This window comes from Mesorhizobium sp. ESP6-5 (genome assembly GCF_020164695.1).
Classification (GTDB): Bacteria; Pseudomonadota; Alphaproteobacteria; order Rhizobiales; family Rhizobiaceae; genus Mesorhizobium; species Mesorhizobium australicum.
The window spans coordinates 368,996-383,976 of the sequence record NZ_JAIUGR010000003.1; the positions used below are offsets into that span (position 1 = coordinate 368,996).

A 14,981-nucleotide genomic window follows, 5' to 3' on the forward strand; every position below is an offset into this window, starting at 1 on the left:
GATGAACGATCGCACCTGCATCGTCACCCGCAAACAGGCCGAACCGGATGAACTGATCCGGTTCGTCGTCGGCCCGGATTCGGCCGTCGTTCCCGATCTCAAGAGAAATCTGCCCGGCCGTGGTTGCTGGGTGAGTGCGGACCGCCTACATATCGAGAAGGCGGCGGCCAAGAACCTTTTTGCCCGCGCCTTCAAGGCACAGGTGGTCGTGCCGCCCGATCTCGGCGGTATGGTCGACGGGCTGCTTTCCAGATCCGCCCTCGGTATGCTGGGTCTTGCCCGCAAGGCAGGCTCGATTTCGCTGGGCGCTACCAAGGTCGAGAGCGCGGTGCGCGGCGGACTGGCGCTTTTCGTGCTCCACGCGACCGAAGCGTCCGAGGATGGCGTGCGCAAGATCAGCCAGGCGCGGCGGGCGACCGTCCATATCGGCGGCCCCTCCATCCTTGCCTACAAACTTTTCTCCCAGGCCGAGTTGAGCTTGGCATTGGGGGGTACAAATGTGATACATGCTGCCGTCCTCGCGGGAGACGCGGGTAAGGCGGTCCAGAAGCGCATGGTTGCGCTCGACCGATATCGGGGCGGTACCCCGGACGATCTTGCAATGCTTGCGGCCGTTGCTGACGAAGATGATGCCGCAGAGGATATGGAATGAGCGATACGAAATCGGGCGACGACAAGACGTTGAGTGTTACACCGAAGAAGACCTTGACGCTGAAGCGCCCCGGCATGGAACAGGGCACCGTGCGCCAGAACTTCTCGCACGGCCGTACCAAGTCGGTCGTGGTCGAGACTAAGAAGCGCAAGTTCTCGCTGCCCGGCGACAAGCCGGAGCCGGCCGCGGCTCCGGCTGCGCCCGTCTTCACGCCGAAGCCGGCGGTCGTGGCGGCGCCTGTCGTCCAGGAAGCGCCCAAGGCGCCACCTCCGCCGCCGGCTCCGGTCGAGCGCAGCGGCATGGTGCTGAACGAATTGTCGCGCAGCGAGATGGAAGCGCGCCGCAGGGCGCTCGAGGGCTCGAAGGTCCGCGAGGTCGAAGACCGTCAGCGGGCCGCCGAGGATGCCAAGCGCCGCGCCGAGGACGAAGAGCGCCGCAAGCGCGAACGTGAGGATTCGGCGCGCCGCCAGGCCGAGGAAGAGGCACGGTTGCAGACCGAGGCCGAATCGCGCCGCCGCGCCGAGGAAGAGGCGCGCCGCCGCGCACCGCAAGCCGCCGAGTTGGCGACCGCCGACGAGGAGGAAGAGGTCAAGCCTAAGCGGGCGACCGCCGGCGCGCCGGTGCGCCGCCTGGTCACGCCCGAAGTGGCGCGCCCGGCAAAGCCCACCAAGAGCGAGGAAGACCGCCGCCGTGGCAAGCTGACACTGAACTCCGCGCTGTCCGACGAGGATGCCCGGGCTCGTTCGCTGTCGTCGATGCGTCGCCGCCAGGAAAAATTCAAGCGCGCGATGCACAACGAGCCGCGCGAGAAGGTCATGCGCGAAGTGATCCTGCCCGAGACCATCACCATCCAGGAACTGGCGCAGCGCATGTCGGAGCGTGCTGTCGACCTGGTCAAGTATTTCATGAAGCAGGGCCAGATCCTGAAGCCAGGCGACGTCATCGACGCCGACACGGCCGAACTGGTCGCCACCGAATTCGGTCATACGGTCCGCCGCGTCGCCGAGTCCGACATCGAGGAAGGCCTGTTCAACATCGCCGACAATGCCGAGGACCTGGTGTCGCGTCCGCCGGTCGTGACCATCATGGGCCACGTCGACCACGGCAAGACCTCGCTGCTCGATGCGATCCGCAACGCCAATGTCGTTTCCGGCGAGGCCGGCGGCATCACCCAGCATATCGGCGCCTATCAGGTCGAGAAGAACGGTCAGAAGATCACCTTCATCGACACGCCCGGCCACGCCGCCTTTACGGCGATGCGCGCCCGTGGCGCCCAGGCCACCGACATTGCCATCCTGGTGGTCGCGGCCGACGACAGTGTCATGCCGCAGACGATCGAATCGATCAGCCATGCCAAGGCGGCCGGCGTCCCGATCATCGTGGCGATCAACAAGATCGACAAGCACGACGCCGATCCGCAGAAGGTGCGTTCCGAGCTGTTGCGCCATGAGGTCTTCGTCGAATCCATGGGCGGTGAAGTGCTGGACGTCGAAGTTTCGGCGACCAAGGGCACCAATCTCGACAAGTTGCTCGAGGCGATCCTGCTGCAGGCCGAAATCCTCGACCTCAAGGCCAACCCCGACCGTACCGCCGAGGGCGTCGTCATCGAGGCGCAGCTCGACAAGGGCCGTGGTCCCGTCGCCACCGTTCTGGTGCAGACCGGCACCCTGATGCCGGGCGACATCCTCGTCGCCGGCAATGAATGGGGCCGCGTGCGCGCTCTGGTCAACGATCGCGGCGAGCAGATCAAGGAAGCACCGCCGGCGATGCCGGTCGAGGTGCTCGGCCTTCAGGGAACGCCGCAGGCCGGCGACCGCTTCGCCGTGGTCAACAACGAGGCCCGTGCCCGCGAGATCACCGAATATCGCCAGCGTCTGGCGCGCGAGAAGGCGGTGGCCAGGCATGCCGGCCAGCGCGGCTCGCTCGAACAGATGATGTCGCAGTTGCAGACGAGCGGGCTGAAGGAATTCCCGCTGGTCATCAAGGGCGACGTGCAGGGTTCGATCGAGGCGATCAATGCCGCGCTCGACAAGCTTGGGACCGACGAGGTTCGTGCGCGCATCGTTCATTCCGGCGCCGGCGCCATCACCGAAAGCGACGTCTCGCTGGCGGAAACGTCTGGCGCGGCGATCATCGGCTTCAACGTTCGCGCCAATGTGCAGGCACGTGCCGCGGCCGCGGCCGCGGGCATCGAGATCCGCTATTATTCGATCATCTACAACCTCGTGGATGACGTGAAGGCGGCTCTGTCGGGCCTGCTCTCGCCGGAGCGTCGCGAGACCTTCATCGGCAATGCCGAGATCCTCGAGATCTTCGACATCACCAAGGTCGGCAAGATCGCCGGCTGCCGTGTCACCGAAGGCAAGGTCGAGCGTGGTGCGGGCGTACGCTTGATCCGCGACAACGTCGTCATCCACGAAGGCACGCTGAAGACCCTGAAGCGCTTCAAGGACGAAGTTTCGGAAGTCCCGGGCGGCCAGGAGTGCGGCATGGCCTTCCAGAACTACGAGGACATGCGCGTCGGCGACGTCATCGAGTGCTTCCGCGTCGAGATGGTGACCCGCACACTCTGAGGTCGAGTGACTTGTCGATATCGGGCGGTGGTCGAAAGACCGCCGCCCCAAGCCTGTTGACCGCAAGCCTGTTGAGAATAATCATTTGAGACATGCGGCACGGTCCCATCCCGCGCCTCACGCTTTCAGGATCGAGAAAAATGCCCCGTTCCACCACATCAAGCCCATCCCAGCGCATGTTGCGCGTCGGTGAACAGGTGCGCCATGCGCTCTCGGAAACCCTGCAGCGCGGGGACATCATCGACCCGTTGATTGAAAATACCGTCGTTTCGGTGTCGGAAGTGCGGATGTCGCCGGATCTCAAGATCGCCACAGCCTTCGTTTCTCCGCTCGGCGCAAAGGATACCGACGCGGTGATCGAAGCGCTGAACAAGCATGCCAAGTTCGTGCGCGGCCGCGTCTCCGGCGCGCTCCGGCAGATGAAGTACATGCCGGAGTTCCGTTTCCGGCTGGATACGTCCTTCGACAATTTCGCCAGGATCAACGACCTGCTGAAGTCACCCGAAGTGGCACGCGACCTGGATAGCGACGACAACAAGGAAGAAGAATAATGGGGCGTCGCGGCAAGAAGAAGGGCCGGCCGGTCTCCGGCTGGGTGGTGCTGGACAAGCCGGTCGGTATGGGCTCGACCGAGGCCGTCTCCAAGATCAAATGGCTGTTCCAGGCCGAAAAGGCCGGCCATGCCGGCACGCTCGACCCTCTTGCCTCCGGCATGCTGCCGATCGCGCTCGGCGAGGCCACCAAGACCGTGCCCTACGTGCAGGACGGCGCCAAGATTTACCGTTTCACCGTTGCCTGGGGACAGGAGCGGTCGACCGATGACCTCGAAGGTCCGGTGACGAAAGAGGCCGATCAGCGTCCATCGGAAGCCGATATCCGGGTGTTGCTGCCGAAATACACCGGCGTCATTATGCAGACGCCACCGCAATTTTCCGCGATCAAGATTGCGGGTGAACGCGCCTACGACCTCGCCCGCGAAGGCGAGACGGTCGACATACCGCCGCGCGAGATCGAGATCGGCCGGCTCGACATTGTCGAGCACAAGCCGGACCAGACGATTTTCGAGGTCGAATGCGGCAAGGGCACTTATGTGCGTTCGCTGGCCCGCGACATGGGCCGCGACCTCGGCTGCTTCGGCCATATCAGCGAACTGCGCCGGGTCGAGGTCGAGCCGTTTACGCCAGAGGACTTCGTCACCATCGCCGAACTCGAGGCCGCGCGCTTCGGCGCGCAAGGTGACGATAAACCGGATCCGGAGGCAGATGCCGCGGACGCAGTGGAGATGCCTATCGATTTCGGCGCCATCGACGGGCTTCTCGTCGACACCTCGGCGGCGCTCGACTGCCTGCCGCAGATCGCGATCAGCGACGATGCCGCGACCAAGATCCGCCTCGGCAATCCGGTCATCATTCGTGGCCGTGACGCGCCGGTGGAGGCGGAAGAAGCCTGTGCGACGGCGCGCGGCAAGCTCGTCGCCATCGGCGCTATCGAGCAAGGCATGTTCAAGCCCAAGCGGGTCTTTGCCGGGTGATCGGTCTGATCGCCATGGCGGTATAGGACAAGCAGGTTCGACGGGTGGTGGCATGGCAAAGGCCGAGGTGGTGAAAAAACGGGCGCCGGTGAAGACGAGACGGCCTCCGGTTGGCGCCTCGCCCGGCACGCTGATCGCCGATCCGGCGGCGCGGCGCTCCGAACTGCGGCTGACCTTGATCTCGCCGCAGAAGTTCAAGACCATCGAGAACGCCAGCATCGACGATGTCGAGGTCAGTTGCCGGAAATGGTCCGTCATCTGGCTCGACTGCACCGGCCTTGCCAACATCCAATTGATCGAGGAGATCGGCCGCATCTTCAGCCTGCATCCGCTGGCGCTGGAGGACGTCGTCAACACCGGCCAGCGGCCGAAAGTCGACTTCTTCGAGGACCACGCCTTCGTCGTCATGCGCATGATCGACGATGTCACGTCGCATCGCTACGAGCAGATCGCTCTCTTCCTCGGCCAGAACTTCGTCGTCACCTTCCAGGAGCGCGAGGGCGATCCGTTCGATCCGGTGCGCAAGCGCATTGAGAGTTCGGCCCCGAACCGGTTGCGCACGCGCGGCGCCGACTATCTCGCCTATGCGCTGATCGACGCCATCGTCGACAGCTATTTTCCGCCGATCGAGGCTGCCGGCGACCTGGTCGACAGCATTGAGGACCAGATGCTGCATTCGACGCACAAGCACCAGATGCGGCAGCTGCACGAATTGCGGCGCGATGCCAATGTTTTGAAAGGCGTGCTGTGGCCCATGCGCGATGCGCTGGCAACGCTGATCCGCAACGACGTGGCCTATGTCACAGCCGAGACCAAGGTCTTCCTCAACGATACGCTCGACCATTCGCTCAGGCTGATCGAGCTGGTCGAGACCCAGCGCGACATGCTGACCGGCCTGATCGAAATGCATCTGTCGCTGAGCCAGGCCCGCACCAACGACGTCATCTCCTATCTCACCATCGTTTCGGTCATCTTCATGCCGCTCACCTTCCTGGTCGGCATCTGGGGCATGAACTTCGACCCCGCCAGCTCGCCATGGAATATGCCGGAGCTGAAGGCGTACTACGGCTATCCCTTGTCTCTGCTGTTCATGGCTGCCGTCGCTGTCGGGCTGATTGCATTCTTCAAATGGAAGAAATGGCTTTGACCGGGTTTAAACCTGTCATTTGAGCCTCAAAAGCCGGCTTGTGAATTGGGCTGGTGTTTTTCTGGGAATTGCACTATATGCGCCGCAGCATAGCGCCTTGACGCTTTGCATGCACGGCCCCTGCTGGACGACATCCCGGCTGTGGGCGACCCGTTTCCTCAAACAGATAAGGAAAAACACGATGTCGATTACTGCCGAGCGCAAACAGGAATTGATGGGTGAATTCGCAACCGCCAAGGGCGATACCGGGTCTCCGGAAGTCCAGGTGGCCATCCTTTCCGAGCGCATCAAGAACCTGACCGACCATTTCAAGGACCACAAGAAGGATAACCATTCCCGCCGTGGTCTGCTCGCTCTCGTGTCCCAGCGCCGCAGCCTGCTTGATTATCTCAAGCGCAAGGACGACTCGCGCTATCAGACACTGATCGAGAAGCTCGGTCTGCGCCGTTGACGAATTGACCGGCGGGCTTTCTTCGGAGAGCCCGCCGGTCGCGCATTCTGCCAGTCGCACAGGCTGGCCAGACCCGGTTTCGAGCGTGCAAAGGGCCGTTCGAAACCGCCCATGGACGGTCATGGGGCAGGATTGCAGGACGCTCGCGCGCGCTTGTCGCGCCTAAATCACCCGAGCTTCCCGTTGTCTTGCCCGTGGCTGCCCGAGAAAGGAAGCCAGGCAAAGGGCATCCGCGCACCGTGAAACGGCGCGGCCCTTTCCGCTTATTAAGGACAAGACATGTTCAATCACCACAAAGTGGAAATCGAATGGGGCGGTCGTCCGCTCATCCTGGAGACCGGCAAGATCGCGCGCCAGGCCGACGGCGCGGTGCTCGCCACCTACGGCGAGACCAAGGTTCTCGCCACCGTCGTTTCGATGAAGGAGCCCAAGCCCGGTCTCGACTTCTTTCCGCTGACCGTCAATTACCAGGAAAAGACCTATGCCGCCGGCAAGATCCCGGGCGGCTATTTCAAGCGCGAAGGCCGTCCGAGCGAGAAGGAAACGCTGGTTTCCCGTCTCATCGACCGCCCGATCCGCCCGCTCTTCGCCGCCGGCTACAAGAACGACACGCAGATCGTCGTCACCGTCGTCCAGCACGATCTCGAAAATGACCCGGACATCCTGTCGATCGTCGCCACCTCGGCGGCCCTGACCCTGTCGGGCGTTCCCTTCATGGGCCCGATCGGCGGCGCGCGCGTCGGCTACATCAATGGCGAATATGTGCTGAACCCGCATGTCGACGAGATGCAGGAGTCCAAGCTCGACCTCATCGTCGCCGGCACCACCGATGCCGTGCTGATGGTCGAGTCGGAAGCCAAGGAACTCGGCGAAGAGCTGATGCTCGGCGCTGTCATGTTCGGCCACAAGGGTTTCCAGCCGGTCATCGACGCCATCATCAAGCTGGCGGAAGTTGCCGCCAAGGAGCCGCGCGACTTCACCGCGCCGGATTATTCCGCGCTTGAGGCCGAGATGCTGAAGATCGTCGGCGACGAGCTCAGCAATGCCTACAAGAACGTCGACAAGCAGAAGCGCTACGCCGCCGTCGACGCTGTCAAGGCGAAGGTCAAGGCCGCGTTTGCCCCGGCTGAAGGCGAGGACGCAAAGTACACCTCCGAACAGATCGGCTCGGTATTCAAGGAATTGCAGGCGAAGGTCGTTCGCTGGAACATCCTCGACACCGGCGCGCGCATCGATGGCCGCGACTTGAGCACGGTTCGCAAGATCGTCTCCGAAGTCGGCGTCCTGCCGCGCACCCATGGTTCGGCGCTGTTCACCCGCGGCGAGACCCAGGCGCTCGTGGTTGCCACGCTCGGCACCGGCGAGGATGAGCAGTACGTCGATTCCCTGACCGGCATGTACAAGGAGAAATTCCTCCTTCACTACAACTTCCCTCCCTACTCCGTCGGTGAGACCGGCCGCATGGGTTCGCCGGGCCGCCGCGAAATCGGCCATGGCAAGCTCGCCTGGCGCGCCATCCGTCCGATGCTGCCCTCCGCCGACCAGTTCCCCTACACGCTGCGCGTCGTCTCGGAGATCACCGAGTCCAACGGCTCGTCCTCGATGGCTACCGTCTGCGGCACCTCGCTGGCGCTGATGGATGCCGGCGTGCCGCTGGCCAAGCCGGTGGCCGGTATCGCCATGGGCCTGATCAAGGAAGGCGAGCGCTTCGCCGTGCTCTCCGACATCTTGGGCGACGAGGATCACCTCGGCGACATGGACTTCAAGGTTGCCGGCACCGAAGGCGGCATCACCTCGCTGCAGATGGACATCAAGATCGACGGCATCACCGAGGAGATCATGAAGATCGCCCTTGGCCAGGCCAAGGACGGTCGCCTGCATATCCTCGGCGAGATGTCCCATGCCCTGACCGGCGCCCGCCCTGAACTCGGCGAGTTCGCGCCGCGCATCGAGGTCATGCACATCCCGACCGACAAGATCCGCGACGTCATCGGTTCGGGCGGCAAGGTCATCCGCGAGATCGTCGAGAAGACCGGCGCCAAGATCAACATCGAGGACGACGGCACGGTCAAGATCGCTTCGTCGAACGCCAAGGAGATCGAGGCGGCGAAGAAGTGGATCCACACCATCGTCGCCGAGCCGGAAGTCGGCGAGATCTACGAAGGCACGGTCGTCAAGACCGCCGACTTCGGCGCCTTCGTCAACTTCTTCGGTCCGCGTGACGGCCTCGTCCACATCTCGCAGCTTGCCAACGACCGGGTCGCCAAGACCTCGGACGTCGTCAAGGAAGGCGACAAGGTCTGGGTCAAGCTGATGGGCTTCGACGAGCGCGGCAAGGTCCGCCTGTCGATGAAGGTCGTCGACCAGGCCACCGGCAAGGAAATCGCTCGCGACAAGAAGACCGAAGGCGAAGAAAACGCCGCCTGAGGCATCTGACGGAAAATCGAAGCGGGCGCGGCTTATGTCGCGCCCGTTTTTGTTTATGGAGCACGGCTATGTCCGCTGAAGCGTTGAAGACGCTTTTTCACCCGTTCGAGGCCGGGGCTCTTTCCCCGCCGGGCAGGGGCGAGCGCATCCTCTTCCTTGGCGCCGAACCCGGCCTGCGCTTGCCACCGGGTTTCGAGGCTACGCTGCATCTCGTACAGGGCTTTCGGCCGTATTTTCGCGCGTTGCAGGCAGCTGGCGTCACGGTCACGCCGCGATCGGCTGGTGAGGATTTCGATGCAGTGCTTGTGCTCGCCGGCCGCCATCGCGGCGAGAACGAATTGCGCATCGCCGAGGCTCTCGAGCGGGTGGCGGAGGGCGGATTGATCGTCATTGCAGGTGGCAAGGAGGATGGCATCGCAAGCCTGCGCAAGCGCGTCGGCGATCTTGTTCTGCTTGATAGCCACATGCCAAAATATCACGGTATTGCCTTCTGGCTGCGTCGTCCGGTTGATGTGCAAGCCGCCGCCGCGCTTCGCGCCGCCAATCCCGCCTTGCTTGTTGAGGACCGGTTCCGCACCGCACCCGGCATGTTCTCCTTCGACCGCGTCGATGCCGGTTCGAAACTGCTGGTCGACAATCTGCCCGGTGATTTGCGTGGCACCGCGGCCGATTTCTGCGCCGGCTGGGGCTATGTGGCGGCCGAGATGGCTGCCCGCTGTCCGGGCTTGTCGGCCCTCGATCTTTACGAAGCCGATTTCGATGCGCTGGAGGCCGCCAGGGGCAACCTTGCCAACACCGTGGCGCAGGGCTTCTTCTGGACGGATCTGCTGGCCGAGCCTGTCGAGCGCCGCTACGACGTCATCGCAATGAACCCACCCTTCCACCGCAGCCGTGCGGCCGAGCCCGAGATCGGCGTCGGCATGATCCGCGCCGCGGCCAAGGCCTTGAAGCCCGGTGGGCGCCTGTTCATGGTCGCCAACCGCCAGCTTCCCTACGAGCCGGTGCTGTCGGCCGCCTTTGCCAGCCACGCCGAGCTTGCCCGCGACGGCATGTTCAAGGTGTTTTTCGCACGGCGCTGATGCGATGCATTTAATGCGTGTCGCCCGGAAGTGTCATCGGTTTGGGGACAACGCCATCCATAAATCGGAAGCTTACAGCAGGTCGGGCGAATCCTATTGCCGCGACATGTTGTAGGTCAGTGTAGATTGGCGACGCGCCGGACTTCGTCGGTGGCGTGCCTGTCACCAGCGCTGAATTTGAGCGGCGCCGGCCGGCCGAACAGATAGCCCTGCACCACTTCGCAACCAGCTGCCCGCAGCAGTGTCGCCTGGTTCTCGGTCTCGACACCCTCGGCAATGATGCTGACGCCAAGCGCCCGGGAAAGCCCGACAATGGTCGACACGACCGCGCCGGAGCTCGCATCGGTATCGATACGGCTGACGAAGGAGCGGTCGATCTTCAGCTTGCCGAACGAGAAGTCGATCAGATAGCTGAGGTTGGAATAGCCGGTGCCGAAATCATCGACAGCGACCGAGATCCCCATCTCGGCGAGTTCTTTCAGGATGGCGGCCGCGCGGTCGCGGTCCTGCATCATCGCCGTCTCGGTGACTTCCAGTTCCAGCCGTGACGGCTTGATGCCGGTGCTCCGCATCGTGTCGCGCACAAGCCCGACGAAATCCTTGGTCATGAACTGGACCGGCGAGATGTTGACGGCGACGAAACAGTCGTCCGGCAGATGGCGGGCATCGCTGCAGGCCTTGCGCAGCACCCATTCGCCGATCGGATTGATCATGCCGGTCTCTTCGGCGATCTGGATAAACTCCATCGGAGGGATCATGCCGCGTTCGGGATGCTGCCACCGGATCAACGCCTCGTAGCCGACGATGCGGCCGGTCGGAAGGTCGAGCTGCGGCTGATAATGCAGGTCGAAATCGCCGCGCTCGAACGCATTGTGCAGTTCGGACTCGACCCATTGGCGATGGTCGGCCACCCGCCCCATATCGCTGTTGAAGACCGACCAGTTGCCAACCCCGCTGGCGCGCGCATTCTGCAGCGCCAGGTTGGAACGGCGCAGGATGAGGACCGGATCGATCCCATCCTTGGGCATCGCCACGATGCCCACCGACAGGCTCACCGATTGCTGGTGGGTGCTGAGTTCATACGGCTCCATCATCTCGTCGATGAGCCTCTCGACCATGCTTTCCAGGGTCCCCTGGATCTGGTGATCGGGAAGCAGCACCGCGAACTCGCCGGCCCCGATCCGCCCGATCAGTGCGCGCGCCGGCACGCAGTCGCGCAGCCGCTTGGTGAAGGCGCGGATCAGTTCGTCACCGTGAGTGTAGCCGATTGCATCGTTGATCTGCTTGAACCGGTCGATGTCGATGTCGATCAGGAACATCGGTTCCCCGGTGCGGCTTGTCGCGCATGCCGCCTCGGCGATCTTGCCGACCATCGCCGGGCGGGCCAGCAGTCCGGTCAGCTTGTCGAAATGGGTTTCGTTGAAGACGAAATCCGCTGATTCATCGACACCAGCAAAGAAGGACATTGCCGCCACCGATGCGGCCAGCGCACAAAGCGCGGCCATGATCGACACCATCATATCAGCCGAAATGCCGGCAAATCCGTCGCCGAGACCGTGCTTCAGCCCCCAGATTCCGATGACGAAACTGCCAATGCCCGAACTTGCTATCGTGAGCAGTCGGAACACGGGTGTTCGCTTCGGGTTGATGGCGGCAGGCATGAAAAGGTCCCCAGATGGGAAGCTTTATAGCGGAAAACTTCTTAAAATGAGTTTCCGCGAATGAATCCAATTTTACTGGAGAGGATTATTTTCTTTACTGGCAAAAGACCCGCGTGACCGGGGCCGCCGTCAGTCGCGGCCGCCATCCGTCTGCTTCAACTCGTCGAGGGTCGGCATCGACACGATATGGTAGCCGGAATCGACATAGTGGATTTCGCCTGTGACGCCGGAAGCAAGGTCGGACAGGAGATACAGCGCGGAGCCGCCGACCTCGTCGATCGTCACCGTCCGGCGCAGCGGCGAGTTTCGTTGCTGGTAGGAGAACATGTGGCGGGCGTCCGAAATGCCGGCGCCGGCCAGTGTACGCACCGGACCGGCCGAGATGCCGTTGACCCGGATGCCGCGCGGACCGTAGTCGTTGGCGAGATAGCGCACGCTGGCCTCCAGGCCGGCCTTGGCGACGCCCATGACATTATAGTTCGGCATGACGCGGACCGAGCCGGCATAGGTCAGCGTGATCATCGAGCCGCCGGCGGTCATCAGGGGCGCGGCATTGCGCGCCACCTCGGTGAAGGAATAGCAGGAGATCACCATGGTGCGGACGAAATTGTCCCGGCTGGTATCGGCATAGAGGCCTTTCAACTCGTTCTTGTCGGAAAAGCCGATGGCATGGACGACGAAGTCCAGTCCGCCCCACGCCTTGCCAAGCGTCTCGAACGTGGCGGCGACCGAAGCGCTGTCCTCGACGTCGCAGGGAACGACCAGCGAAGCGCCGAGCTTGTCGGCGAGCGGCTTGACCCGGCGGCCAAAAGCCTCGCCCTGGTAGGTGAAGGCCAGTTCCGCCCCCTGTTCGGACAATTTCCTGGCAATGCCCCAGGCGATCGAATGATCGTTGGCAACACCCATGACAAGCCCGCGCTTGCCCTTCATCAGTCCGTCCATGGCCGCCAATCCTTATATGAAAAACTTGGCCTTATGCGGAGTAGCGCTGGAAAACGAGCGTCGCGTTGGTGCCGCCGAAACCGAAGGAGTTCGACAGAACGGTGTCGATCCCTGCGTTGTCGATGCGCTTGCGTACGATCGGCATGCCCTCGAATTCCGGATCGAGCGTCTCGATATGGGCGCTTTCGCCGATGAAGCCGCCTTGCATCATCAGGATCGAATAGATGGATTCCTGCACGCCCGCCGCGCCCAGAGAATGGCCGGTCAGCGACTTCGTCGACGTGATGAACGGCATCTTCTCGCCGAACACTTCACGGATTGCGCCCATTTCCTTGGAATCGCCGACCGGCGTCGAGGTGCCGTGCGTGTTGATGTAGTCGACCGGCGTGGAAACCGTCGCCAGCGCCTGGCGCATGCAGCGGACCGCGCCTTCGCCCGAGGGCGCAACCATGTCGAAACCGTCCGAAGTGGCTCCGTAGCCGACGATCTCGGCATAGATCTTGGCGCCGCGCGCCTTGGCGTGCTCCAGCTCTTCCAGCACCAGCACGCCGGCGCCGCCGGCTATGACGAAGCCGTCGCGATTGGCGTCATAGGCGCGCGATGCGGTCGAGGCCCTGTCGTTGAACTTCGACGACATGGCGCCCATGGCGTCGAACAAGTCCGACATCGTCCAGTCAAGATCCTCGTGGCCGCCGGCAAAGACCATGTCCTGCTTGCCCCACTGGATCAGCTCGTAGCCATTGCCGATGCAATGCGCCGAGGTCGAGCAGGCCGAGGAGATCGAATAGTTGACGCCATGGATCTTGAACCATGTGGCCAAGGTTGCCGAGGCCGTCGACGACATCGCCTTCGGCACCGCGAAGGGACCGATGCGCTTGGGGCTGCCGTTCTTGAGCGTGGTTTCGGCCGCCTCGACGATGGTGCGCGTGGAGGGGCCGCCCGAACCCATGACGATGCCGGTGCGCTCGTTGGTGATGTCGCTCTCGTCGAGGCCGGCATCCGCGATCGCCTGGTCCATGGCGACGTGATTCCACGCCGCGCCCTGGCTCAGGAATCGCATCGCGCGGCGGTCGATCATCGCCGAAGGATCGAGCGTCGGCGCGCCCCAGACCTGGCACCGGAAGCCATGTTCGGCAAAGGAGTCGGAAAAGCTGATGCCGGATCTGGCGTCATGCAGCGAGGTCTGCACCTCGTTGGCATTGTTGCCGATCGACGACACGATGCCGAGGCCTGTGACTACGACACGTCTCATTCGCAACTCCTTCCAGGGATGCTGGCCAATGCGCGGGCCAGGGCTGCGGTCAAGCGACCGCCGACTGCTTGGACAGACCGACCTTCAGGTCCGTCGCCGCATATATGGGCTCGCCATCCGCCTTCATCCAGCCATCGGCGATGCCGAGCACCAGCCGGCCGCGCATCACACGCTTGAAATCAACGCCGTACTCGACCTTCTTGACCGATGGCGTGACCATGCCCTTGAACTTGACCTCTCCGGTCGACAGCGCCATTCCCTTGCCGGGTTCACCAAGCCAGCCGAGATAGAAGCCGGTCAATTGCCACAGGGCGTCAAGGCCCAGACAGCCCGGCATGATCGGATTGCCGATGAAATGGCAGGCAAAGAACCACAGGTCGGGATTGATATCGAATTCCGCGCGAATGAAACCCTTGTCGAAGGCGCCGCCGGTCTCGCTGACCTCGGTGATACGGTCGAACATCAGCATCGGCGGGTAGGGCAACTGGGCATTGCCCTCTCCGAACAGCTCGCCACGAGCGCAGGCCAGCAATTCTTCGTAGTCGTAGCTGGATTTCGAACCCGCCATCAATTTCGTCCCCATATCGTCCGGGCGGTAGCGCGCCCTTGTCGTTGGTGTCCTAACACAATCTGTTTCAGGCCGGAAACCGGCGTTTGCGCTTAACCCGCCAGTCTGCCCGGGTCAATGCGCGCTATTGATCGCATTCGGGCGACAGAATATATGTCAACAGGGGTCCGGTTCCGGCAGACATTCATTTTTTTGCCATTCTGGGCGTGTCTTGAAGCGGGACTGCGAGCTTGGAAGACCAGATGGACCGGGGCTGCCGGAAGGAAAATGTCGCTGTGGACAAGCGGGTACGTGAAGCCGGCCTGAGGCCGACCCGTCAGCGCATTGCGCTGGCCGACCTGCTTTTCGCCAAGGGCGACCGCCATTTGTCGGCTGAGGAACTGCATGAGGAGGCGCAGGCCGCCGGCGTGCCGGTATCGCTGGCCACCGTCTACAACGCGCTTCACCAGTTTACCCAGGCGGGGCTGCTGCGCATTCTCGCCGTCGAAGGTTCCAAGACCTACTTCGACACCAACACCTCCGACCACCACCATTTCTACATCGAAGGCGAAAACAGGATTTTCGACATCGCCAACGGCCCGGTAACCGTCACCAATCTGCCGGAGCCACCCGAAGGCATGGAGATCGCCAATGTCGATATCGTGGTGAGGCTGCGTCCCAAGCGTCCGGAATGATCGGCAAGGCCGGAATAAGCGGTC

13 protein-coding genes are annotated in these 14,981 nt (G+C 62.9%); 9 read left to right on the forward strand and 4 right to left on the reverse strand.

What is annotated here, in order from left to right:
• Position 1 precedes the first annotated feature (1 nt).
• The 8 genes from LB524_RS06390 to LB524_RS06425 all read left to right on the forward strand — a co-directional run bounded on the left by LB524_RS06390 (position 2) and on the right by LB524_RS06425 (position 9,860).
• A complete protein-coding gene (locus LB524_RS06390; RefSeq protein WP_224524484.1) occupies positions 2–652 on the forward strand; it encodes an RNA-binding protein in 651 nt (216 codons plus the stop codon).
• Positions 649–3,225: a translation initiation factor IF-2 gene (gene infB, locus LB524_RS06395; RefSeq protein ID WP_224524487.1), complete on the forward strand. Its 2,577-nt coding sequence runs from the start codon at positions 649–651 to the stop codon at positions 3,223–3,225. The genes LB524_RS06390 and infB overlap by 4 nt, the downstream gene beginning before the upstream one ends.
• 140 nt (positions 3,226–3,365) lie before the next feature.
• Positions 3,366–3,776, forward strand: a complete 411-nt coding sequence (gene rbfA, locus LB524_RS06400) for a 30S ribosome-binding factor RbfA (RefSeq protein WP_015314005.1) — start codon at positions 3,366–3,368, stop codon at positions 3,774–3,776.
• Positions 3,776–4,756, forward strand: a complete 981-nt coding sequence (gene truB, locus LB524_RS06405; RefSeq protein ID WP_015314004.1) for a tRNA pseudouridine(55) synthase TruB — start codon at positions 3,776–3,778, stop codon at positions 4,754–4,756. The genes rbfA and truB overlap by 1 nt, the downstream gene beginning before the upstream one ends.
• Before the next feature lie 52 nt (positions 4,757–4,808).
• Positions 4,809–5,903, forward strand: coding sequence for a magnesium/cobalt transporter CorA (gene corA / locus LB524_RS06410; RefSeq protein ID WP_224524489.1), 1,095 nt, complete (start codon positions 4,809–4,811; stop codon positions 5,901–5,903).
• Between the two features lie 181 nt (positions 5,904–6,084).
• Positions 6,085–6,354, forward strand: a complete 270-nt coding sequence (gene rpsO / locus LB524_RS06415) for a 30S ribosomal protein S15 (protein ID WP_015314002.1) — start codon at positions 6,085–6,087, stop codon at positions 6,352–6,354.
• A 279-nt stretch (positions 6,355–6,633) separates the two neighbouring features.
• Positions 6,634–8,781 (forward strand): polyribonucleotide nucleotidyltransferase, encoded by a 2,148-nt coding sequence (pnp, locus tag LB524_RS06420; RefSeq protein ID WP_015314001.1) that lies wholly within the window; start codon positions 6,634–6,636, stop codon positions 8,779–8,781.
• A gap of 68 nt (positions 8,782–8,849) precedes the next feature.
• The gene (locus LB524_RS06425; protein WP_224524491.1) at positions 8,850–9,860 is read left to right on the forward strand and encodes a class I SAM-dependent methyltransferase; all 1,011 of its coding nucleotides are present in this window, start codon (positions 8,850–8,852) and stop codon (positions 9,858–9,860) included.
• 116 nt (positions 9,861–9,976) lie between these two features.
• Here the strand turns inward: LB524_RS06425 and LB524_RS06430 are convergent, their stop codons facing one another.
• From LB524_RS06430 to fabA, 4 genes are all read right to left on the reverse strand, one after another.
• Positions 9,977–11,521, reverse strand: coding sequence for a putative bifunctional diguanylate cyclase/phosphodiesterase (locus LB524_RS06430; RefSeq protein WP_015313999.1), 1,545 nt, complete (start codon positions 11,519–11,521; stop codon positions 9,977–9,979).
• 129 nt (positions 11,522–11,650) lie between these two features.
• Positions 11,651–12,463, reverse strand: a complete 813-nt coding sequence (fabI, locus tag LB524_RS06435) for an enoyl-ACP reductase FabI (protein ID WP_140660650.1) — start codon at positions 12,461–12,463, stop codon at positions 11,651–11,653.
• 31 nt (positions 12,464–12,494) lie between these two features.
• Positions 12,495–13,715, reverse strand: coding sequence for a beta-ketoacyl-ACP synthase I (gene fabB, locus LB524_RS06440; protein ID WP_015313997.1), 1,221 nt, complete (start codon positions 13,713–13,715; stop codon positions 12,495–12,497).
• Positions 13,716–13,764: 49 nt separating this feature from the next.
• Positions 13,765–14,283 (reverse strand): 3-hydroxyacyl-[acyl-carrier-protein] dehydratase FabA, encoded by a 519-nt coding sequence (gene fabA, locus LB524_RS06445; RefSeq protein WP_015313996.1) that lies wholly within the window; start codon positions 14,281–14,283, stop codon positions 13,765–13,767.
• Between the two features lie 242 nt (positions 14,284–14,525).
• Between fabA and irrA the strand changes: the two genes are divergently transcribed.
• Positions 14,526–14,957: an iron response transcriptional regulator IrrA gene (gene irrA / locus LB524_RS06450; protein ID WP_015313995.1), complete on the forward strand. Its 432-nt coding sequence runs from the start codon at positions 14,526–14,528 to the stop codon at positions 14,955–14,957.
• Positions 14,958–14,981: the final 24 nt, after the last annotated feature.